Genomic DNA, 22,501 nt, shown 5'->3' with positions numbered 1-22,501 from the left:
GCGTGCAGCATCCCCAGATACAGGGAGTATGCAGAAATAAGAGTGAGGCTGGCTGATTAACCGTCCTGAAGGTGTCGGAAAAAGGCGCGGCGTGGAGTTTCCCGCGCGTCTTACGTAGAATCGGTACAGAATGTTGCCAATGAAATTTATCCAGGAGACGGTAATGTCATACAGTGGCGATCGTGAATATACAGCACCGCACAATGCGCTGGTGCCAATGGTGGTTGAACAAACTTCGCGTGGTGAGCGTTCTTACGACATCTACTCCCGTCTGCTTAAAGAGCGCGTCATTTTTCTGACTGGCCAGGTCGAAGACCACATGGCTAATCTGATTGTGGCGCAGATGCTGTTTCTGGAAGCTGAAAACCCGGAAAAAGATATCTATCTCTACATTAACTCGCCAGGCGGTGTCATCACTGCCGGTATGTCGATCTACGACACCATGAAATTTATCAAACCGGATGTCAGCACTATCTGTATGGGTCAGGCCTGTTCTATGGGCGCTTTCCTGCTGACGGCGGGGACCAAAGGCAAACGTTTCTGTCTGCCAAACTCACGTGTGATGATCCACCAGCCGCTGGGCGGTTATCAGGGTCAGGCGTCAGACATCGAGATCCATGCGCGCGAAATCCTTAAAGTTAAGCAGCGTATGAATGAGCTGATGGCTGAGCACACCGGTAAAACGCTGGAAGAAATTGAGCGTGACACCGAGCGTGACCGTTTCCTCTCTGCAAATGAAGCGGTAGAGTATGGATTAGTCGATTCAATTCTGACGCATCGCCAATAAGACCCGACTTACCGTTGTCCCTGGTCTATAGTTAACAGGACAACGGTACTATTATGGGTTGAATGAATTTCGGCCGTCTCCGCACGGCCTGAGCCGTACGCGGGTATGGCCTGAGAACAAGAAGAGGTTAACTGATGACAGATAAGCGCAAAGACGGTTCAGGAAAGTTGCTGTACTGCTCTTTTTGCGGCAAAAGCCAGCATGAAGTGCGAAAGCTGATTGCCGGGCCGTCAGTGTATATCTGCGATGAGTGTGTTGACCTGTGCAACGACATCATTCGCGAAGAGATTAAGGAAGTTGCCCCGCATCGTGAACGTAGTGCGTTGCCAACCCCACATGAAATTCGCCATCACCTCGATGATTATGTCATCGGTCAGGAAAGAGCGAAGAAAGTGCTGGCGGTTGCGGTTTACAACCACTACAAGCGTCTGCGCAACGGCGATACCAGCAATGGTATCGAGCTGGGCAAAAGCAACATTCTGCTGATTGGCCCGACCGGTAGTGGTAAAACGCTGCTGGCAGAAACGCTGGCACGCCTGCTGGATGTGCCGTTTACCATGGCTGATGCCACCACGCTGACTGAAGCCGGTTACGTGGGTGAAGATGTTGAAAACATCATCCAGAAACTGCTGCAGAAATGCGACTACGACGTACAGAAAGCACAGCGCGGCATCGTTTACATCGATGAAATCGACAAAATCTCACGTAAGTCTGATAACCCGTCGATTACCCGTGACGTGTCAGGCGAAGGCGTACAGCAGGCACTGCTTAAACTGATTGAAGGCACCGTGGCTGCCGTTCCCCCGCAGGGTGGACGTAAGCATCCGCAGCAGGAATTTTTGCAGGTTGATACCTCTAAAATTCTGTTTATCTGCGGCGGCGCATTTGCCGGCCTGGACAAAGTGATCGCCCAGCGTGTTGAAACCGGATCCGGTATCGGCTTCGGCGCGACCGTGAAAGGGAAATCGCAGAAAGCCAGCGAAGGCGAACTGCTTGCGCAGTGTGAACCAGAAGATTTGATCAAATTTGGTCTGATCCCTGAGTTCATCGGTCGTCTGCCTGTTGTTGCGACCCTGAGCGAGCTGAGCGAAGAAGCGCTGATTCAGATTCTGCGTGAGCCTAAGAACGCCCTGACCAAACAGTACCAGGCGCTGTTTAACCTGGAAGGCGTTGAGCTGGAGTTCCGTGACGAGGCGTTAACCGCCATTGCTAAGAAAGCGATGTCACGTAAAACCGGTGCACGTGGTCTGCGTTCAATTGTAGAAGGCGCGTTACTGGAAACGATGTATGACCTGCCTTCCATGGACGACGTGGAAAAAGTAGTGATTGATGAATCAGTTATTGAAGGTCAGTCTGAGCCCATGTTGATCTACGGTAAGCATGAAGCCCAGGCATCTGGCGAATAATTAAACAGATCGTCCATCTTGTCGTAATAAAAAAGGGGAAAATGTTTCCCCTTTTGCTTTTCTCGCCTCTGTGACGTTGAATGTCGGACAATCATCCCCATATACTCAGATACCTGTGGGTTTAACTGCATACCTGCCTGATGCGGTTCCCATCACCTGGCGGACATTAAACAAAGAGAGAGCTCTATGAATCCTGAGCGTTCTGAACGCATTGAAATCCCCGTGTTGCCGCTGCGCGACGTGGTGGTTTATCCGCACATGGTAATTCCGTTGTTTGTTGGCCGGGAAAAATCAATTCGGTGCCTTGAAGCCGCAATGGATCATGATAAAAAAATCATGCTGGTCGCACAGAAAGAGGCTTCAACGGATGAACCTGGCATTAACGATCTCTTCTCAGTAGGGACCGTTGCATCAGTATTACAAATGCTGAAACTGCCGGATGGCACCGTCAAAGTCCTGGTCGAAGGTTTACAGCGCGCCCACATTACGACGCTGGCCGATAACGGTGACCATTTTGTGGCACAAGCTGAATATCTGGTTTCGCCAGAGATTGAAGAGCGCGAGCAGGAAGTGCTGGTGCGCACGGCGATCAATCAGTTTGAAGGCTACATCAAACTCAACAAAAAGATCCCACCCGAGGTTTTAACCTCGCTGAACAACATTGACGATGCGGCCCGCCTTGCCGACACCGTCGCAGCACATATGCCACTGAAGCTGGCAGACAAACAGTCTGTGCTGGAGATGTCCGACGTCAACGAACGTCTGGAATATCTGATGGCGATGATGGAATCTGAAATCGATCTGCTGCAGGTTGAGAAGCGCATTCGCAACCGTGTTAAGAAGCAGATGGAGAAGAGCCAGCGCGAGTACTATCTGAATGAGCAGATGAAGGCGATTCAGAAAGAGCTGGGCGAGATGGACGACGCGCCCGACGAGTACGAAGCGTTAAAACGCAAAATCGATGCGGCAAAAATGCCGGAAGAAGCGCGCGAGAAAGCGGAAGCTGAGCTGCAGAAGCTGAAGATGATGTCCCCGATGTCCGCTGAAGCGACCGTGGTTCGCGGCTATATCGACTGGATGGTGCAGGTTCCGTGGAACGCGCGCAGCAAAGTGAAGAAAGATCTGCGTAAAGCGCAGGAGACGCTGGATACCGACCATTACGGGCTGGAGCGCGTGAAGGATCGTATTCTTGAGTATCTTGCGGTTCAGAGTCGCGTCAGCAAAATCAAAGGGCCGATTTTGTGCCTGGTCGGACCGCCAGGGGTAGGTAAAACCTCTCTCGGTCAGTCGATCGCCAAAGCGACCGGACGCAAATATGTGCGTATGGCGCTGGGTGGCGTGCGTGATGAAGCTGAAATCCGCGGTCACCGTCGTACTTACATCGGCTCTATGCCGGGTAAATTAATCCAGAAAATGGCGAAAGTCGGGGTTAAAAACCCACTGTTCCTGCTGGATGAAATCGACAAAATGTCCTCTGACATGCGCGGCGATCCGGCTTCAGCGCTGCTGGAAGTGCTTGATCCTGAGCAGAACATTGCGTTCAACGACCACTATCTGGAAGTCGACTATGACCTTTCTGATGTGATGTTCGTTGCTACATCGAACTCAATGAACATCCCGGCACCGCTGCTGGACCGTATGGAAGTGATTCGTCTGTCGGGTTACACCGAAGATGAAAAACTGAACATCGCTAAGCAGCATCTGCTGACCAAGCAGATTGAGCGCAACGCCCTGAAAGCCAATGAAATTACGGTTGAAGACAGCGCGATTGTGGGCATTATCCGTTACTACACCCGTGAAGCCGGTGTGCGTAGCCTTGAGCGTGAGCTGTCGAAATTGTGCCGTAAAGCGGTGAAATCACTGCTGATGGACAAGACGAAAAAGCACATCAACATCAATGGCGAAAACCTCAAGGATTTCCTGGGCGTTCAGCGCTTCGACTACGGTCGTGCGGACAGCGAAAACCGTGTGGGTCAGGTAACGGGTCTGGCATGGACCGAAGTGGGTGGCGATTTGCTGACTATCGAAACCGCCTGCGTACCAGGTAAAGGCAAGCTGACTTACACCGGTTCTCTGGGTGAAGTGATGCAGGAGTCGATTCAGGCTGCGCTGACCGTGGTGCGTGCCCGTGCCGAGAAGCTGGGCATCAATGGTGACTTCTACGAAAAACGTGATATTCACGTTCACGTCCCTGAAGGCGCTACGCCGAAAGATGGTCCAAGTGCCGGTATCGCCATGTGTACTGCGCTGGTCTCCTGTCTGACCGGTAACCCGGTGCGGGCGGATGTGGCGATGACCGGTGAGATCACCCTGCGTGGTCAGGTGCTGCCGATTGGCGGGCTGAAAGAGAAACTGCTGGCAGCGCACCGTGGTGGCATTAAAACCGTGCTGATCCCTGACGACAACAAGCGCGACCTGGAAGAGATTCCACAGAACGTGATTGCCGATCTGGAGATTTATCCGGTGAAACGCATTGAAGAGGTGCTGAATCTGGCACTGGAAAATGCGCCATACGGTATGCAGGTTGTAACAGCAAAATAGTGATTAACGGCAAAAACCGTTAAAAAGCGGAGCTGGCAAGGCAATTGGCGCTTGCCAGCTTTTTTTTGTGCCGTTAATTTAGGTGGCTGCCGACGCGACGTTCTCAGAGAAATTCCGTTGTTTCGGCTCCACAGGCTTGATATAACTTGCTGCGCGTTCGCACCCTGCCGGATGCAGGGTACGATGTGAAATAATAAAAGAGGGGATGAAGAGAGTGAATAAGTCACAATTGATCGACAAAATTGCTGCCGATGCTGATATTTCTAAAGCTGCAGCGGGACGTGTTTTAGATGCATTTATGGGCTCAGTTTCAGATGCGCTGAAAGACGGTGATGAAGTGGCTCTGGTAGGTTTCGGCACATTCTCTGTGCGTGACCGCGCTGCACGTACCGGCCGCAACCCGCAAACCGGTAAAGAGATCACCATCCCGGCCGGTAAAGTACCAGGCTTCCGTGCTGGTAAAGCATTGAAAGACGCTGTCAATTAATAACAACGAATAGATTCATTGACGCATTTTCTTCAGTGGATTAGAGGACGATTAACCCGTTCTCATGTAACATACGGGCACATCAATCAGATGTGCCTTTTTTGTTTTAACCGGTGAGAATCGGGCCGTAAGATGGACCTGGACCGGATTGAGACTGCCAGCTAAGCCAGCAGTTGCGTGAGTCGCCAGCCAATGGCGAATTGCGACCGAGCTTTACATTCACACTACAGCGGAGTGTTGCCATACCATGATGGACAATTTACGCGCGGCGTCGAACCATGTCGTGCTCAAGATTATTTTGGGGCTGATTATCCTCTCCTTTGTGCTGACGGGCGTTGGCAACTATCTGATTGGCGGCAATAACGACTATGCGGCCAAAGTTAACGGCCAGGAGATTAGCCGGGGACAGCTGGAGCAGGCGTTCAACAGCGAGCGCAGTCGTCAGCAGCAGATGCTGGGCGATCAGTTCTCACAGCTGGCCAGCAACGATGGCTACATGCAGCAGATTCGCCAGCAGGCGCTGTCGCAGCTAATCGATCAGGCGCTGCTTGATAGCTACATCAAAGATCTCCACCTCAGCATCAGTGACGATCAGGTGAAGCAGGCTATCTTCAATCAGCAGGCTTTTCAGACCAACGGTAAATTCGACAATGCCAAATATCTGAGTCTGATCAGCAATATGGGCTTCAGCGCCGACCAGTATGCCGAAGCGTTGCGTAAGCAGCTCTCTAATCAACAGCTGATCAATGCCGTGGCTAACACCGACTTCACGCTGAAAGGCGAAGCCAGCAAACTGGTGGACCTGGTTTCACAGCAGCGTGAGATTCGTCAGGCGACGCTGGACGTCAATGCACTGGCGGCGAAGCAGGCCGTTACTGACGACGAAATCAGTCAGTATTATCAGCAGCATAAAACCAGCTTTATGGCACCAGAGCAGTTCCGTGTCAGCTACCTCCTGATGGATGCGGCCAGCATGCAGCAGGATGCCAGCGAGGCCGACATTCAGGCCTGGTACGACCAGCATAAAGCGGACTATTCGCAGCCACAGCGTACGCGCTACAGCGTCATTCAGACCAAAACTGAAGCCGATGCCAGTGCGGTCCTGGCGCAGCTGAAAGCAGGTGCCAGCTTCGCTGACGTGGCAAAAGCCAAATCCATTGACCCGATCTCTGCGCGTAAGGGCGGCGATATGGGCTGGCTGGAACCCTCTACGACGCCGGATGAGCTGAAAAATGCCGGTCTGACTGAGAAAGGCCAGATGTCAGGCGTCATCAAATCTTCAGTGGGCTTCCTGGTGGTTCGTCTTGACGATATTCAGCCAGAGCAGGTTAAACCACTGGATGAAGTGCGCAGCGCCATTGCAGCGAAAGTGAAGCAGGAGAAGGGCGTTGATGCCTTCTACAAAGTGCAACAGAAAGTCAGCGAAGCGGCCAGCAATGACAATGAGTCACTGGCGGGTGCAGAGCAGGCTTCTGGTCTGAAAGCGAAAGAGACTGGCTGGTTCAGTCAGGATACGCTGCCAGATGAGCTTAACTTTGATGCAGTGAAGCAGGCGATCTTTAATGGCGGTCTGGTCGGGCAAAACGGCGCGCCGGGCAACAACTCCGATATCATCACTGTCGATGGCGATCGTGCCTTTGTGCTGCGTATCAGTGAGCATAAACCGGAAGCGGTAAAACCGCTTGAGCAGGTTAAGGCGCAGATCACTGACACGCTTAAGCATGATAAAGCGACGCAGCAGGCCAAAGCTCAGGCCGATAAGCTGCTGGCCGATCTCAAAGCCGGTAAGCAGGATGCGCTGACTGCAGCGGGTCTGACGCTGAGTGCCAGCAAGACCGTTGATCGCAATGCGCAGGATCCGGTGGCACAGACTGCCTTTAACCTGCCTCAGCCTGCGGAAAATAAACCTTCCTGGGGTGTCAGCGAAGATATGCAGGGCAATGTGGTACTGGTGGCGGTTGATAAAGTTAAAACCGGCAGCATGCCGCAGGCGCAGATTGACGAAATGGTCAAAGGCGTCACGCAGAATAATGCGCAGCTGGCGTTTGAAGCGTTACTGCAAAACCTGCGTAAAGAGGCCAAAATTAAGTACGGCGCTGCCGCACAAATGCAGTAAGCCTCGCAGAAACTGCGCAACGACTGTAACAATCAAAGGCCGCATTCGCGGCCTTTTCCATTTCTGAAATCCCGCTTTTGAGCCTTGTGTGCAGTAGTGCCACTCTGTCGCTGCTGTTTACATACAAGGAGAAACACAGCATGGCTAAACCTAAACTCGTTGCCTTCTATCTTTCACTCGCGCTGGGCGGCGCACTCTGTCACAGCAGCGTCTCTGCGGCACCTGAACCTGTCAGCGCAGCCGTCACGCAGAGCTCACATCCTGCGTCGAAGCCGGAAGCCGCCGCGCAGCCACAGCAGGAGCAGGTCAGCATCAATGAAGCAACAGCCGAACAGCTCTCTGCCGTTATGAATGGGGTGGGGCTGAAAAAGGCGCAGGCAATTGTGAGCTATCGCGAACAGTACGGACCGTTTAGCGCAATTCAGCAACTCAGTGAAGTGCCGGGTATCGGCAATGCGTTGATAGAGCGAAATGCGGCCCGGCTGAAATTGTGAAGCAGTACACATCTGTGATGCTTAACCCACGATAGACAGGCGACTCTGCTAAAGTGAACAGGTCCAACCAGTTAATTCACAGCAGCAGGAGAGCATGATCATGCAGACCACCATAAAAGTGCGCGGCTATCATCTGGATGTCTATCAGCACGTCAATAATGCGCGCTATCTTGAGTTTCTGGAGGAGGCGCGCTGGGAATGGCTGGAAGAGGTGGAAGCATTCCACTGGTTGCAGGAACAGAAACTGGCTTTTGTGGTGGTAAACATCAACATCAACTACCGTCGCCCGGCCGTGCTGGGCGACGTACTGACTATCGACAGTGAGATCACGCAGTTGAATGGCAAAAGCGGCATTATTGCGCAGCGGGTTTTGCTGGCAGGGCAGGAGACCGTGGTGGCGGATGCCGCACTCACTTTTGTCTGTATTGATTTGCGGACTCAGAAGGCGGTTGCGCTGGAAGGGGAGTTGCGCGAGCGACTGATGCGTCTGATGGCATGAGCCGAAAAAAAGGCGGCACCCCGGATTCTCTGCCGCCACGTCAGACACTCTTAGTTAAGGCCGCTTTTTGCTTTCATTGCCGCCATTACGCCAGCACGATCGTTGAGATAACCCTGCAGGCCATTGGCCCGTAAATGACAGGCTGCACACTCACCGCATCCGTCACCTTTCACGCCGTTATAGCAGGTCAGCGTCTGCTCGCGTACCAGCGCAAGTTGCTGCCAGTAATCCGCCAGCGCCCAGGTTTCCGCTTTATTGAGCCACATTAGCGGCGTCTCAAAACGAACATCGCGCGCCATGCCAAGCGACACCGCATGGTTCAGCGCTTTGACAAACTCATCGCGACAATCGGGATAGCCGGAGAAATCGGTCTCACAGACGCCAGTGATCACCGCTTCCGCTTCGACCTGATAAGCGTAAACCGAGGCCAGCGTCAGAAAGAGAATATTGCGTCCCGGCACAAACGTACTGGGTAATCCACTGGCCTCGGGATTATAAGCCGGCACCGGAATGTTATCCCGCGTCAGGCTGCTGACGGCGAGTTCGTTCAGCATGGTGACATCCAGCACTTTATGCGCGCGCGCGCCCAATTTAATCGCCAGGTCGCGGGCCACATCGATCTCTTCCCGATGGCGTTGTCCATAGTCGAAAGTGACGCAATGAACATCATCATATTGCTCTAAGGCCTGAATCAGGCAGGTAGTGGAGTCTTGTCCACCGCTGAAAACTACAACAGCGCGTTTCATGGTGTTTTCCTGATAATTAATTTTGCGCTTATGGTAATGCCTCAGTCCGCCGCTGAACAGCTGCATGGCAGATCAATGGGCGGCGGGATCCATGCGCGGCTGAAATCGAACCAGCCCAGCGTATTCAGTTCAATCCCTTCAACGCCCGGCGGCGCGTAGATTTGATAGCGATAATTGAAAAGTGGCAGCAGGATGCCGCCCGTCATCAGCTGATGATAAAGCTGATGCAGCGTGCGGGCACGGGTTTCGTCGTCAGCAATTTGCTGGATAGCCAGCAGTTGCGCCTGAATCTCTTCGCCCTGCGGCGCGGGCCACAGCGGCCGCCATAGCGGGTCAGTCTGCAACCAGCTGGCCAGCGTAAAGACCGGCGCATCACCAATCAGTCTGTCGCCCATCACGATATCTGCCTCATCAAGCGGGTCGATGCCGTGCCAGTTTTTTACCGGATGAAAAACTACCTTCAGGGTGCAGCCGTGCTGTTTTAACAGTGCAACCAGCGCCTGTGACATCTGATGCAGCTCAACCGGCAACTGATAATGCAGCGTCAGGGTTGCCGGTAAGGGAACCCTGACAGCATCAATCAGCGGCACACTCCAGCCAGGTAACAACTCTTTACTGGGAGTGATGAGTCCCTCATCCAGAGGCAACCGGCTGACAATGCCGCTTTGCTGGATCAGCTGGAAAAGCGTGCGCGCCTGATCAGCGGTAAATCCGGCTCGCGGCCGGCAGACCAGATAACAGAAGCCGAGGCTGATACTGCTGCTGACCGGTTGCAGCGTCCTGAGCTCTGTGGCATCGCCTATCGCAATCTGCACCGGATGACGACAGCTGCTGCCGAGAGCGGGATCAAACAGCTGAGGGGTAATCCAGTACTCCACCGCCTGCAGCAGAGGACGCTGCAGATGCCAGCGCGCGTGACTTTCAATCCTGACCAGTTCGGTGCTGAAGTGCCTGAGTTTCCACGGCCCGCTGCCCGTGGCGGGATCGATGGGATGGGGCAGCAGGCACAACAAGTGGGCGAGCCGATGGGGCAGCCAGAAATCAGGGCGTCGCAGTACGAAACGCACCGCAAGCGGATGGGGCGCATCCACGCTGACCACATCGGCCAGCAACACACTGACGCGCCTATCCCGCAACAGCTGGTGGAACTGCGCCACCAGTTGTGCGGCCTGCAGAGGCTCGTCGTTGTGCCACATCAGCTGAGGTCGTAACCAGAATAACCAGCCAGATGACGCCTCGTCATATTGCCAGTGATGCGCCAGATCGCCGACCGGCTCATCCTGCTCAAAGCGGGTCAGACCGGAATAGATCTGGCGAGCCAGGTGCTGTTCGGCCCGACCAGTAATCTGGCGCGGCTCTGTGCTCTCCATCGGACGATAGTAGGGGATGCGCAGAACCGGCGTATCGTTCTGCCACTGTCCACCCATTAATGGCCGCAGCATATTGATTAGCCTTTCCGGCGGCAGATCCAGCAGCTGCAAGGCCTCAGCGGCGTCTCCGGCGTCGAGCTGTTGTTGCAGCAACTGCTGCCGTAATTGTTCAGGTGAGCGCAGAAATACTATCTGTCCCTGTTTGCCACGGCCAGGCTCGCCGCGCCAGCTGAGCCAGCCTGCATGCTGCCACTGTGACAGCAACGTGCGCAGATGACGCTCGCTGCAGATACAGTGGCGGGCCATCTCCGCCACGCAGGTTTGCTGTGGGGCGCCCTGACTCTGCTGCCACAGACGCTGGAACTGATTAAGACGGTTAAGCTGGCGCATGTTAAACCCGGAACAGTTTTTTAAAAGTATTCACTATTAGTTCCGCAATTAACAGGCAATAGTGGAGTTCATCTTTCAGCAGGAGGTAAATCATGGTGCGTTTAGCCGCGTTCGATATGGATGGCACATTATTGCTGCCGGATCATCAGCTGGGTCAGCAGACGCTGGATAGCCTGCAGGCGTTGCATCTGCGTGGCGTTAATCTGGCGCTAGCGACGGGCCGCCATCTGCTGGAGATGCAGATCTTACGGGAAAAAATGACACTGCCCGCGTGGCTGATTACCGGTAATGGTACCCGTGTACACGACAGGCAGGGCAATCTGATCTTTGCGCGTGATCTGCCCTCTTCGGTCGCCGAAGAGGTGATCCACCGCCGCTGGGATACGCACGCCACCCTGCATGTTTTCAACGATCAGGGGTGGTTTACCGATCACCCACAGCCTGAACTGCTGGTGGCCCATCAGATCAGCGGATTTGGCTATCAGCTGTGCGATCTTAAAAGATTGCCCGCGCATCAGGTGACAAAAATCTGCTTTATCGATCAGCATCAGCGCCTCTGTCAGCTAAAAACAGAGCTGGATGCCGCACTGGGCGAGCAGGCTAACATCTGCTTCTCTGCCGTGGATTGTCTGGAGGTGTTACCCGCCAGCTGTAATAAAGGCAGCGCGCTGGCACTGTTATGTGACCATCTGTCGCTGACCATGGCGGAGTGTATGGCGTTTGGTGATGCGATGAACGATCGCGAGATGCTGGCGCAGGCCGGACAGGGTTTTATCATGGGCAATGCGATGGCGCAGCTGAAAGCCGCGCTACCGCATCTGCCGGTATTAGGGCATTGCGAGACACAGGCGGTGTCTCACTATTTAAATCACTGGCTGGCAACACCCGACCTCGCGTATTCCCCCGAATGCTGAGGATTGCCGTGAACCGGACAGGATGTCCGGTTTTTTATTCCAGCTCGCGCTGCCATGGCGTGATATCGCCAATATGTTTTGCCACCCACTCAGGCTGATAGTAGCTATCGGGATAACGTTCGCCGCTGTCGCACAGCAGTGTCACCAGCGCTCCCTGCTGATTCGCTGCCCGTAGGCGTTTTGCCACCTGCATCATGCCCCAGAAATTGGTGCCGGTAGAGGCGCCAGGCTTGCGTCCCAGAATCTTTTCCAGTTTCAGCATGGCGGCCAGCGTTGCACCATCCGGCACTTTGATCATTTCGTCGATCACGTCAGGCATAAACGACGGCTCCACTCGCGGACGGCCAATTCCTTCGATCATGCTGCCGCGCGCGCTGGTCAGGGTAGCATCACGCTGCTGCCAGTAATCAAAAAACACCGAATGCTGCGGATCAACCACCAGCAGTTTGGTTTCCAGTCCCTGATAACGGATATAGCGGCCCAGCGTGGCTGAGGTGCCGCCGGTGCCCGCACTCATGATTATCGTATGGGGAATCGGATAAGGTTCATGCTCCATCTGACGGAAAATGCTCTCTGCAATATTGTTATTGCCGCGCCAGTCGGTGGCACGTTCAGCATAGGTAAACTGATCCATAAAATGGCCATTGAGCTCCCGCGCCAGCCGTTCAGATTCAGCATAGAGCTGGCAGGGATCTTCAACAAAATGGCACTGTCCGCCATAAAAGGTGATCTGCTCAATTTTACGCTTCGCTGTGCTCGCCGGCATCACCGCAATAAAGGGCAGACCCAGCAGCCTTGCGAAGTACGCCTCAGAAACGGCAGTGCTGCCTGACGAGGCTTCGATAATCGGCGTATCCTGTTTAATCCAGCCGTTGGAGAGGCCGTAGAGGAACAGGGATCGTGCCAGCCGGTGTTTAAGACTGCCACTGGGATGGGTACTTTCATCTTTCAGATAGAACCAGATACCGGGAAAGTCCGCCAGATCGAAACGGATCAAATGGGTCTCAGCCGATCGTTGAAAATCAGCGTTAATTTCGTTGATAGCGTGGCGAATCCAGCAGGTGTGCATCTCAGGCGTCCGGTAAATAAGTGATGCGGCTATTTTATGGCACGTGCAGGAAAAAGAGATTGCACAATTACCGCTAAAATGGCGGTAATGGAGAAAATGATTCTCCCGGAGCCGCGAATGTTAGATAAAACTGACCTTAAATTGCTCTCACTGCTGCAGCATGACTGCACGCTGTCGCTGCAGGCGCTGGCGGATGCCGTCAACCTCACCACCACACCCTGCTGGAAGCGCCTGAAAAAGCTTGAAGATGATGGCATTATTCGCGCACGGGTGGCGTTGCTGGATGGAGATAAAATCGGACTGTCACTGACGGCGTTTATGTTTGTTAAAACGCAGCAGCACAGCCGCGACTGGTATCAGGCATTTGTCTCGGTGGTGAGCAGCATGCCGGAGGTAATGGCCTTTTACCGTATGGCAGGCGAGTATGATTACCTGCTGCGCATTCAGGTGGCCGACATGAAAAGCTATGATGCTTTCTACAAGCGAGTAGTGAATGGGGTGCCCGGCCTGATTGATGTGACATCCAGCTTCGCCATGGAAGAGATTAAATACACCACGGCTTTACCTGTCGCCCCCTGAGGGCCTGAGATTGAGAGCAGCGTTGTGCGATTATTCAGTCAATTAAGTTGGTATTTTCTGCGGGAGTGGCGGCGCTATCTGGGCGCGGTCCTCCTGCTGATTGTTATTGCTATTCTGCAGCTGCTGCCACCGCATGTGGTCGGGGTGATTGTCGATGGCGTGACGCGTGACAACATGAGCACCAGCCGCATCATGATGTGGATTGGGATCATGCTGGCAACGGCGGTGGTGGTCTATCTGCTGCGCTATGTCTGGCGCGTGCTGCTGTTTGGTGCCTCCTACCAGCTGGCGGTTGAGCTGCGCGAAGATTTCTATCGCCAGCTGAGTCGTCAGCAACCGGCATTTTATCTGCGTCACCGCACCGGCGACCTGATTGCGCGCGCCACCAACGACGTGGATCGGGTGGTGTTTGCGGCCGGGGAAGGGGTTCTGACGCTGGTCGACTCGCTGGTCATGGGCTGCGTGGTGCTGCTGGTAATGAGCACGCAGATCAGCTGGCAGCTGACGCTGCTTGCGCTGGTGCCGATGCCCATTATGGCCATCGTGATCCATCGCTACGGTAATCAACTGCACCATCGCTTTAAGCTGGCACAGGCCGCCTTCTCCAGTCTCAACGATCAGACGCAGGAGAGCCTGACCAGCATCCGGATGATTAAATCCTTTGGCCTTGAACAGCATCAGTCGCAGCAATTTTCCGATATCGCCCGCGATACCGGTGAAAAAAACCTGCGCGTGGCGCGGGTCGATGCCCGTTTCGATCCCACTATCTATATCGCTATCGGCTTCTCAAACCTGCTGGCGATTGGTGGCGGCAGCTGGCTGGTCTGGCATGGAGAGATGACGCTGGGGCAGCTCACCAGCTTTGTGATGTATCTCGGCCTGATGATCTGGCCGATGCTGGCGCTGGCGTGGATGTTTAATATTGTTGAACGCGGCAGCGCCGCCTGGAGCCGCATCGGCGCGCTGCTGGCGGAAGCGCCAGCGGTGGAAGATGGCGATAAGTCACTGCCATCTGAACCGGGCACGCTGCAGGTCGCGATTCGTGCCTTTAACTATCCGGCCAGCGTGGGTCCGGTCTTAAGCGATGTCAGCTTCCAGCTGAAACCCGGCGAGATGCTGGGGCTGTGCGGACCAACCGGCAGTGGCAAAAGCACGCTGCTTAGCCTGATTCAGCGCCACTTTGATATTCAGCAGGGCGACATCCGTTATCACCAGATCCCGCTGCCGCAGTTGCGGCTGGATAGCTGGCGCAGCCGTCTGGCCGTGGTCAGCCAGACACCGTTCCTGTTCTCAGACAGCGTGGCGAACAATATTGCGCTGGGGAAACCGGGCGCAACCCAGCAGGAGATTGAGCATGCCGCCACGCTGGCCTGCGTTCATGACGATATCCTGCGTTTGCCGCAGGGCTATGAAACGGAAGTCGGGGAGCGCGGTGTGATGCTGTCGGGTGGGCAGAAGCAGCGTCTTTCGATTGCCCGGGCGCTGCTGCTGAATGCGGAAATCCTGATTCTGGACGACGCGCTTTCCGCGGTCGATGGCCGTACCGAACACGAAATCCTGCATAACCTGCGCATCTGGGGGCAGGGACGCACGCTGATTATCAGCGCGCACCGCTTATCGGCACTGACGGAAGCCAGTGAAATCCTGGTCCTGCAGCAGGGCAGAGTGGCGCAGCGGGGCGACCACGATGCGCTGACCGGCAGTGCTGGCTGGTATCGGGACATGTACCGTTACCAGCAACTGGAAGCGGCGCTGGATGATGATGAAAATGAGAAAGGAGTGCCGCATGGCTAAGTCTGCACGCTTGTGGCCTACCCTGAAGCGTCTGCTGAGCTACGGTAAGCCGTGGCGCAAATCCCTGTCGCTGGCGGTAGGGATGCTGTGGATCGCTGCCGCGGCGGAAGTGACCGGACCGGTTCTGGTCAGCTATTTTATCGACAACCTGGTGGCGAAACATCAGATGCCCTGGGGAGTGGTCGCAGGACTGGTGGTCAGTTTTATCCTGCTTCAGCTGCTGGCCGCCGGGCTGCACTACTGGCAGGCGCTGTTGTTTAACCGAGCCGCTATCGGTGTGGTACAGCGGTTACGCAGTGACGTGATGAATGCCGCACTCTGTCAGCCGCTGAGTGCCTTTGATACCCAGCCGGTCGGGCAGATTATTTCACGCGTGACTAACGACACCGAAGTGATCCGCGATCTCTACGTCACGGTGGTTTCAACCGTGTTGCGCAGTGCCGCACTGGTCGGCGCCATGATGGTGGCGATGTTCAGCCTTGACTGGCGCATGGCGCTGGTGGCGATGATGATCTTCCCGCTGGTACTGGTGGTGATGTTCATCTATCAGCGTTACAGCACGCCCATTGCCCGTCGGGTTCGCAGCTATCTGGCAGACATCAATAATGGCTTTAACGAAGTCATCAGCGGTATGAGCGTGATCCAGCAGTTTCGTCAGCAGGCGCGATTTGGTGAGCGAATGGGCGAAGCGAGCCGCTCTCACTATCTGGCGCGAATGGAAACGCTGCGTCTGGATGGTTTTCTGCTGCGTCCGCTGTTGAGTCTGTTTTCAGCGATGGTGTTGTGTGGGCTGCTAATCCTGTTTAGTTTCTCGATGCCTGGCGTGTTTGAAGTGGGGGTACTCTATGCCTTTATTACCTATCTGGGGCGTCTGAATGAGCCGCTGATTGAGCTGACCACTCAGCAATCGATGCTGCAGCAGGCGGTAGTTTCAGGTGAGCGTATTTTCGAACTGATGGATGCTGCACAGCAGCAGTATGGTGCCGATCAACAACCGCTGGCTTCAGGTCGTATCACCCTGAACAATCTGAGCTTTGCCTACCGTGAAAACCGCGATGTGCTCAGTGATATCAATCTTGAGGTTGCCCCACGCGAGTTTGTGGCGCTGGTGGGACATACCGGCAGCGGTAAAAGCACGCTGGCGAACCTGTTAATGGGTTACTACCCGGTGACGCGCGGCGAGATCCGCATTGATGATCGACCCATTAGCGACCTGAGCCATGCCGTGCTGCGGCGCGGTATCGCGATGGTGCAGCAGGATCCGGTGGTGCTGGCCGATACGCTGCTGGCGAATGTGCGGCTGGGACGCGACATCAGCGAAGAGGCCGTCTGGACGGTGCTGGAACAGGTGCAGCTGGCTCCGCTGGCGCATGCGTTGCCGGAGGGAATACATACCCGGCTGGGCGAGCAGGGCAATAATCTGTCGGTCGGGCAGAAGCAGCTGCTGGCACTGGCCCGGGTGCTGGTTGATCTGCCGCAGATACTGATCCTCGACGAAGCGACGGCCAATATTGATTCCGGCACCGAGCAGGCCATTCAGCAGACGCTTGAGACGCTGCGCCAGCACAGCACGCTGGTGGTGATTGCTCACCGCCTCTCAACGATTATTGAAGCAGACAAGATTCTGGTGCTGCATCGTGGTCGTGTGGTTGAGCAGGGTACGCATCAGCAACTGCTGGCGATGCAGGGACGTTACTGGCAGATGTATCAGCTGCAGCAGGCAGGTGAAGATCTGGTATCGGGCGTCGCTGTAACAACTGAAGGCTGAGTTGCACCTTTTTTGCGCACCTTTATCAGATTAATCTGTATAAATGCACTCCTTTGACGCCTGAAGCACCAAAGGAGTGCAGCCCTCCGCTGCAATTACCCCTGTACGGCCTCTCTGTTTCCCATCCTCTTTAAAGCATCCCTTGTCGCGTCTCGCCTGAACAACGGATTACCGTCATTTTCACACTCTGGCACAGGCTTTGCTTATATCCCTGCGTGTCCGTAAACGTTACCTATTTACTCGCTGGAGGGGATCCAATGAAGCTGGTTACCGTCGTAATTAAGCCATTCAAGCTGGAGGATGTACGTGAAGCTTTATCCTCTATCGGCATTCAGGGACTGACCGTCTCCGAAGTGAAAGGTTTTGGCCGTCAGAAGGGCCATGCAGAGCTTTATCGTGGCGCAGAGTACAGCGTGAACTTCCTGCCTAAGGTCAAAATTGATATCGCTATTGCCGACGATCAGTTAGACGAAGTGGTGGATGTCATCAGTAAAGCAGCTTACACCGGCAAAATTGGCGACGGTAAAATTTTCGTGGCTGAACTGCAGCGCGTCATCCGTATTCGTACCGGCGAGACCGACGAAGCCGCTCTGTAATAAAGACTCAGTACTGTGATGGGATGGAATAAAAATGAATAAAATTTTCGCTAAGTTGGGCCTCACCAGCCTGGCACTGTTACCCTCACTCGCAATGGCTGCGCCTGCCGTTGCGGACAAGGCTGATAACGCATTTATGATGATTTGCACCGCGCTGGTGCTGTTTATGTCAATTCCAGGTATCGCGCTGTTTTATGGTGGTTTGATTCGCGGTAAAAACGTGCTGTCGATGCTGACTCAGGTTGCCGTCACCTTCTCACTGGTCTGCGTATTGTGGATGGTTTACGGCTATTCACTGGCGTTCAGTGAAGGCAACGCCTTCTTTGGCAGCTTTAACTGGGTGATGCTGAAAAACATTCAGCTGACCGCCGTCATGGGCAGCTTCTATCAATATATTCATGTCGCGTTCCAGGCCTCGTTTGCCTGTATCACGGTGGGCCTGATTGTCGGTGCTATCGCAGAACGCATCCGTTTCTCTGCCGTACTGATTTTTGTCGGCGTCTGGCTGACCCTGGCTTACCTGCCTATCGCGCACATGGTGTGGGCTGGCGGTTTCCTGGCACAGGATGGCGCGCTGGACTTTGCTGGCGGCACCGTGGTGCATATTAACGCCGCTGTCGCCGGTCTGGTGGGCGCTTATCTGGTGGGCAAACGTGCCGGCTTTGGTAAAGAGGCCTTCAAACCACACAACCTGCCAATGGTATTCACCGGCACCGCCATTCTGTATGTCGGCTGGTTCGGTTTCAACGCCGGTTCTGCTTCTGCAGCAAACGAAATCGCGGCGCTGGCCTTCCTGAACACCGTTGTCGCAACAGCGGGCGCCGTGTTGTCATGGACCTTTGGCGAGTGGGCGGTACGTGGTAAGCCTTCGCTGCTGGGTGCCTGTTCAGGCTTTATTGCCGGGCTGGTAGCGATTACGCCTGCCTGTGGTTATGTCGGCGTCGGCGGTGCATTAATTATCGGCCTGGTTGGCGGACTGGCGGGACTGTGGGGCGTGACCACCCTGAAAAAATGGCTGCGCGTGGATGATCCCTGCGATGTGTTCGGCGTGCATGGCGTGTGCGGCATTGTCGGCTGTATCCTGACTGGCGTGTTTGCCTCCTCTTCACTGGGCGGCGTAGGCTACGCAGAGGGTGTCACCATGGGCCATCAGGTTTGGGTACAGCTCTTCAGCGTGGGCCTGACTATCGTCTGGTCGGGCGTTGTCGCCTTCATCGGCTTCAAGCTGGCTGATTTGATTGTCGGTCTGCGCGTTCCGGAAGAGCATGAGCGTGAAGGTCTGGATGTAAACAGCCACGGCGAGAATGCTTACAACCAGTAATGGATGGGCAGTGAAAAGATCAATCGGGGGCGAGTAATCGCCCCTTTTTTTATTCGCTGCGCTGACGCATGACCCCTTCCTGAACCGTTGAGGCCACCAGCACACCCTTCTGATTGTAGAACTCGCCCCGGACAAAACCCCGTGCGCCTGACGCCGAAGTACTGACTACGCTATAGAGCAGCCATTCACTGAAGTCGAACGGGCGGTGGAACCACATTGAGTGGTCGATAGTGGCGACCTGCATGTCCGGCTCTAAAAAGCCTTTGCCGTGCGGCTGGAGCGCGACCGGCAGGAAATTGAGATCGGAAGCATAGCCGAGCAGATACTGATGGATACGTAAGTCGTCGGGCAGTGGGCCGGTGGCGCGGATCCAGACCTGGCGCTCCGGCTTATCCACATGGCCCCGAAGAGGATTGTGAATCTGTATCGGGCGGATCTCCAGCGGACGCTCAGCAATGAATTTTTCACGTAGCTTTTCTGGCAGCAGATGCGCCATTTTCTGCGCCATCGCCTGTTCAGTTAACAGATTCTCTGGCCCCGCCACCTGTGGCATCGGATTCTGATGTTCAAAGCCGCTTTCCGGTGACTGGAACGAGGCGGTCATATAAAAAATCGGCTGCCCATTCTGAATGGCACTGACCCTACGTGCACTGAAACTTTTGCCATCTCGCAGCGTTTCAACATCATAAATAATCGCTTTCTGACTATCGCCGGGCCGCAAAAAATAGCTGTGAAAAGAGTGAATAATGCGATCTTCCGCCACGGTTTGCTTTGCGGCATACAGCGCCTGACCCACCACCTGACCGCCAAACACCTGACGAAGGCCAATATCTTCGCTCTGGCCGCGATATAAACCCTCTTCCAGTTTTTCCAGATTTAATAAATTCAGCAGATTTTGCAGTGCCTGACTCATGGCGCATTCCTCAATATAGTGACCTGCTCAGTGTGAAAGATCGGACCAGTTGACGTCAATCAGACTTTCTGGATTGTCGGTGCCAGGCAAAATTTCATTTTTGTGCCAACATTAAGGACATACGGCGAGTGAAGCGCTGTAAGCAGGATTCGCTGCCGACAATCATTTTGATCAAATGGAGACGACATCAATGAAACTCAGGCATGTGTTCAGTGGAGTAGTTATGGCGGTTGCTGTTGTAGGATGCGCCGACAAGAGTAAACCCGTGCCAACGCCAACTCTGGGTTCTGCGGTTGCAGGACAGACGGCGGCGATTGCGCAGCCTAACGTAAGTGGTTCAGTCTTTATCCGCCAGCGCATTGCGCTGCCGCCGGATGCAGTATTAACCGTGACGCTCTCTGATGCGTCCGTCGCCGATGCACCCTCAAAAGTGCTGTCGCAGCGCGTGGTGCGTACCGAAGGCAAACAGGCACCGTTCCAGTTCGTGCTGCCGTTTAACCCAGCCGACATCAAGCCTGATGCACGCATTCTGTTAAGCGCAGCTATCTCAATCGACGGTAAACTGGCCTTTATCACTGAAGGCGTGAAGCCAGTGATTAACCAGGGTGGCACCAAAGCAGAGCTGCTGCTGGTACCGGTACCGTCTATGGCGATGCCAACCCAGCCGGGCGCAGCGACCACCGTTCCTTCGACCTCACCGACTCAGGTGACGCCGTCTGCTGCGGTTCCTGCTCCAACCCGTCTGTAAACTCATTTCGGGGCGACATTGTCGCCCTTTTTACCCTGTCTAAACTCGCCAGCGATAAGCCTCGAGATCGAGCTGTCCATCATCACTCACCTCTATGCCTTCCGCCTCCAGTGCATCCCGCTGCCGCAACAGACGGTCACCCTGAAGAGAAATTGTGCCGTGTCGGTTTACGACGCGATGCCAGGGAAGGGTAGTGCCCTCGGGTAAGCGACTCAGCACGCCACCAACCTGACGCGCCGCGCGCGGAGAACCGGCCAGTAGCGCCACATCGCCATAGGTGGTGACGCGGCCAGCCGGAATAGCGGCAACAATTTGCCAGATGCGTTGCTGGAAAGTGTCTGGCTGATTCATGTACTTATTTCATCAGGAAAAAGGGTTTTAACTTTAGCACGGGGAAAAGGCGGAGAAAGCGTAAAAGCGGTGGTTGTTCAAGAAAACAACGGTTGTCCCGACTACGCTTGCAATTGCCACCTCCTTCCCAGATAATGCCCCCGCTCTCGTAAAGAGGGCTTGTCAATGGGGGCCCTGTTGGTTCTCCCGCAATGCTAGCTTGTGAACTCGGTCAGATCCGGAAGGAAGCAGCCGTAGCAGGTGACGCGTGTGCCGGGATGTAGCTGGCAGGGCCCCCACCACTTTCCCCCTTCGATATTCTCCCCCTAAGCTGCAGACAGGCAAAACCCGCCTGGGCCGATCCTTTGCCGGCAGGCAGGATTATCCGGTACTTTATTGGGGTAAAACTGAGCAGTAAGCGATCAGATTAACGGACAAATTTCCATACTGAACCCGGGACTTTATCGTAGAGCTTGTTCATCGTCAGTTCCGCCAGGCGATGGTCAGCTGCTGAGTAAAATACCGCTAATTCATCTTCCGGTAATTCATACTTATTTTTTTCAATCACCCTTTCCAGGGTATCAAGAGAGCGGCAGCGCCGCAGTCGCATCAAATAATCGGTTTTAGTCAGGGTTTTGTTCATAAATAAACCGTTCTCATGTCTTTACTATAATGAATGGCTCGGTTGCTGGAGAAAAGCGCACTCTTCAGTGAACAGATTAAATAAGCGTTTTGCTGAACGTTGCCACCGCTGAAGATCCGGACTATTGACACCATAATTGCTGAATAGCATAAAAGTATCATCAAGATATTCATCGATTTGCGAAATCAGCGCTTCATCTTCAACGTGCTTAATTTTGTAATTCATGGTGAAAGAGGCGATATGCTCAATCAAATCGTTAAGCTGTAGATTGCTTTCAGAAGTGGGATCATTAACCCAGCCATGATGACTGTCGGTTAATGTTGCCATGCTGTCGTCAAACAGACTCTCACAAAGGTATTTAAGCTGGGCAATATCATGCCGTTTCGGTGAGTATTCGTCCATCTTTTTCCCCTCCATAGCTAGCACAGTTGCCGCAGGGCGGCGAGAGAAGATCACGCGGCCAGGAAGCGATTATTCGGGCAGTTATTAAACGGGATACCTTAAAGATAGTGTAAAACCATTAGTTCTGCTCACCTCCATTACTAAATATTACAATTCATCGCCAGGGGAGGGTTGCTCATTGTCGATCACATCAAACTCAAGTGCACCGGGCTTAATGTGAAAGTTTACCTGTTCTGACTGCGTCACGGTTTCATTTAGATCCAGGCAGGGACTAAATAAATTCCAGTCAAAATCGTAAAGTAATTTAAAACTATTCAGATCCTGGTATTCAACCGAAATGATTTTTAAACTGCCTGGAACTAACCGGGCATTTTGTGAGTACCAGCGTAAATCCCCTACCAGCAAATCGGTTATTTTGAGAATATTCCGCTGAACAATCTCTGCTATTTTTGCGCAGTCCGATTCACCCGCGGCAATATCACATTCAATGCGTGACAGCATATCTGTTCCACTTATAACCGTTAATAAACCTATCATTGGTTTTCTGCAACTGGTTTGCAAGTCAGTTGAGCACAAAACTCTCAGTTT

The 22,501-nt window shown here is 54.1% G+C and carries 22 protein-coding genes and 1 other RNA gene; 15 read left to right on the top strand and 8 right to left on the bottom strand.

Annotated features, from left to right (window positions below):
• The first annotated feature begins 163 nt into the window (after positions 1–163).
• The 7 genes from clpP (at position 164) to ACK13D_RS11665 (ending at position 8,330) form a co-directional block, all read left to right on the top strand.
• Entirely contained in the window at positions 164–787 is a 624-nt protein-coding gene (gene clpP / locus ACK13D_RS11695) for an ATP-dependent Clp endopeptidase proteolytic subunit ClpP (protein ID WP_010255410.1), read from the top strand.
• Positions 788–921: 134 nt separating this feature from the next.
• Positions 922–2,193, top strand: coding sequence for an ATP-dependent protease ATP-binding subunit ClpX (gene clpX, locus ACK13D_RS11690; RefSeq protein WP_010671205.1), 1,272 nt, complete (start codon positions 922–924; stop codon positions 2,191–2,193).
• A gap of 186 nt (positions 2,194–2,379) precedes the next feature.
• On the top strand, positions 2,380–4,734 hold the full coding sequence (gene lon / locus ACK13D_RS11685; RefSeq protein WP_346450338.1) for an endopeptidase La: 2,355 nt from the start codon (positions 2,380–2,382) through the stop codon (positions 4,732–4,734).
• A gap of 214 nt (positions 4,735–4,948) precedes the next feature.
• Complete coding sequence (gene hupB / locus ACK13D_RS11680; RefSeq protein WP_009091701.1) at positions 4,949–5,221, top strand: nucleoid-associated protein HU-beta; 273 nt, start codon at positions 4,949–4,951, stop codon at positions 5,219–5,221.
• A 247-nt stretch (positions 5,222–5,468) separates the two neighbouring features.
• Complete coding sequence (gene ppiD / locus ACK13D_RS11675) at positions 5,469–7,337, top strand: peptidylprolyl isomerase (protein WP_022626118.1); 1,869 nt, start codon at positions 5,469–5,471, stop codon at positions 7,335–7,337.
• A 140-nt stretch (positions 7,338–7,477) separates the two neighbouring features.
• Positions 7,478–7,831 carry a ComEA family DNA-binding protein gene (locus ACK13D_RS11670; RefSeq protein WP_010255849.1) on the top strand — a complete coding sequence of 118 codons (354 nt, stop codon included), beginning with the start codon at positions 7,478–7,480 and terminating at the stop codon, positions 7,829–7,831.
• A gap of 100 nt (positions 7,832–7,931) precedes the next feature.
• Positions 7,932–8,330, top strand: coding sequence for a YbgC/FadM family acyl-CoA thioesterase (locus ACK13D_RS11665; protein ID WP_010671209.1), 399 nt, complete (start codon positions 7,932–7,934; stop codon positions 8,328–8,330).
• Between the two features lie 50 nt (positions 8,331–8,380).
• Here the strand turns inward: ACK13D_RS11665 and queC are convergent, their stop codons facing one another.
• Complete coding sequence (gene queC / locus ACK13D_RS11660) at positions 8,381–9,076, bottom strand: 7-cyano-7-deazaguanine synthase QueC (protein WP_031592184.1); 696 nt, start codon at positions 9,074–9,076, stop codon at positions 8,381–8,383.
• Between the two features lie 41 nt (positions 9,077–9,117).
• A complete protein-coding gene (locus tag ACK13D_RS11655) occupies positions 9,118–10,836 on the bottom strand; it encodes an SgrR family transcriptional regulator (protein ID WP_346450337.1) in 1,719 nt (572 codons plus the stop codon).
• 92 nt (positions 10,837–10,928) lie between these two features.
• Between ACK13D_RS11655 and cof the strand changes: the two genes are divergently transcribed.
• Positions 10,929–11,750 (top strand): HMP-PP phosphatase, encoded by an 822-nt coding sequence (gene cof / locus ACK13D_RS11650; protein ID WP_033779652.1) that lies wholly within the window; start codon positions 10,929–10,931, stop codon positions 11,748–11,750.
• A gap of 34 nt (positions 11,751–11,784) precedes the next feature.
• On the opposite strand, the gene ACK13D_RS11645 is transcribed toward cof, so the two are convergent.
• Positions 11,785–12,819, bottom strand: a complete 1,035-nt coding sequence (locus ACK13D_RS11645; protein ID WP_010255863.1) for a PLP-dependent cysteine synthase family protein — start codon at positions 12,817–12,819, stop codon at positions 11,785–11,787.
• 117 nt (positions 12,820–12,936) lie between these two features.
• Here ACK13D_RS11645 and ACK13D_RS11640 point away from each other — a divergent pair, with 117 nt between their 5' ends.
• The 5 genes from ACK13D_RS11640 to amtB all read left to right on the top strand — a co-directional run bounded on the left by ACK13D_RS11640 (position 12,937) and on the right by amtB (position 18,877).
• Positions 12,937–13,398 carry an Lrp/AsnC family transcriptional regulator gene (locus tag ACK13D_RS11640; protein ID WP_031592177.1) on the top strand — a complete coding sequence of 154 codons (462 nt, stop codon included), beginning with the start codon at positions 12,937–12,939 and terminating at the stop codon, positions 13,396–13,398.
• Between the two features lie 24 nt (positions 13,399–13,422).
• On the top strand, positions 13,423–15,192 hold the full coding sequence (locus ACK13D_RS11635) for a SmdA family multidrug ABC transporter permease/ATP-binding protein (protein WP_010255867.1): 1,770 nt from the start codon (positions 13,423–13,425) through the stop codon (positions 15,190–15,192).
• Entirely contained in the window at positions 15,185–16,960 is a 1,776-nt protein-coding gene (locus ACK13D_RS11630; RefSeq protein WP_010671215.1) for a SmdB family multidrug efflux ABC transporter permease/ATP-binding protein, read from the top strand. Before ACK13D_RS11635 ends, ACK13D_RS11630 begins: the two co-directional genes overlap by 8 nt.
• A gap of 257 nt (positions 16,961–17,217) precedes the next feature.
• Positions 17,218–17,556 (top strand): P-II family nitrogen regulator, encoded by a 339-nt coding sequence (glnK, locus tag ACK13D_RS11625; protein ID WP_003850469.1) that lies wholly within the window; start codon positions 17,218–17,220, stop codon positions 17,554–17,556.
• Between the two features lie 34 nt (positions 17,557–17,590).
• The gene (gene amtB, locus ACK13D_RS11620; protein WP_010255877.1) at positions 17,591–18,877 is read left to right on the top strand and encodes an ammonium transporter AmtB; all 1,287 of its coding nucleotides are present in this window, start codon (positions 17,591–17,593) and stop codon (positions 18,875–18,877) included.
• A gap of 49 nt (positions 18,878–18,926) precedes the next feature.
• Here amtB and tesB read toward each other — a convergent pair whose 3' ends face one another.
• Positions 18,927–19,790 carry an acyl-CoA thioesterase II gene (tesB, locus tag ACK13D_RS11615; protein ID WP_033785426.1) on the bottom strand — a complete coding sequence of 288 codons (864 nt, stop codon included), beginning with the start codon at positions 19,788–19,790 and terminating at the stop codon, positions 18,927–18,929.
• Between the two features lie 190 nt (positions 19,791–19,980).
• Between tesB and ACK13D_RS11610 the strand changes: the two genes are divergently transcribed.
• Positions 19,981–20,538 carry a YbaY family lipoprotein gene (locus tag ACK13D_RS11610; RefSeq protein ID WP_010255881.1) on the top strand — a complete coding sequence of 186 codons (558 nt, stop codon included), beginning with the start codon at positions 19,981–19,983 and terminating at the stop codon, positions 20,536–20,538.
• 39 nt (positions 20,539–20,577) lie between these two features.
• On the opposite strand, the gene ACK13D_RS11605 is transcribed toward ACK13D_RS11610, so the two are convergent.
• Positions 20,578–20,889, bottom strand: a complete 312-nt coding sequence (locus tag ACK13D_RS11605; RefSeq protein ID WP_010255882.1) for an MGMT family protein — start codon at positions 20,887–20,889, stop codon at positions 20,578–20,580.
• Positions 20,890–21,064: 175 nt separating this feature from the next.
• On the opposite strand from ACK13D_RS11605, the gene ffs reads away from it, so the two are divergent.
• An RNA gene (ffs, locus tag ACK13D_RS11600) (signal recognition particle sRNA small type) lies at positions 21,065–21,161 on the top strand.
• 134 nt (positions 21,162–21,295) lie between these two features.
• Here ffs and ACK13D_RS11595 read toward each other — a convergent pair.
• The 3 genes from ACK13D_RS11595 to ACK13D_RS11585 form a co-directional block, all read right to left on the bottom strand.
• Positions 21,296–21,511 carry an HHA domain-containing protein gene (locus ACK13D_RS11595; RefSeq protein WP_003850458.1) on the bottom strand — a complete coding sequence of 72 codons (216 nt, stop codon included), beginning with the start codon at positions 21,509–21,511 and terminating at the stop codon, positions 21,296–21,298.
• A 24-nt stretch (positions 21,512–21,535) separates the two neighbouring features.
• Complete coding sequence (tomB, locus tag ACK13D_RS11590; RefSeq protein ID WP_003850455.1) at positions 21,536–21,913, bottom strand: Hha toxicity modulator TomB; 378 nt, start codon at positions 21,911–21,913, stop codon at positions 21,536–21,538.
• Between the two features lie 147 nt (positions 21,914–22,060).
• A complete protein-coding gene (locus ACK13D_RS11585; RefSeq protein ID WP_010255885.1) occupies positions 22,061–22,414 on the bottom strand; it encodes a hypothetical protein in 354 nt (117 codons plus the stop codon).
• Positions 22,415–22,501: the final 87 nt, after the last annotated feature.

This window comes from Pantoea sp. K16, assembly GCF_048452805.1.
Classification (GTDB): Bacteria; Pseudomonadota; Gammaproteobacteria; order Enterobacterales; family Enterobacteriaceae; genus Pantoea; species Pantoea agglomerans.
This window is presented reverse-complemented; position numbering and strand designations above follow the sequence as displayed.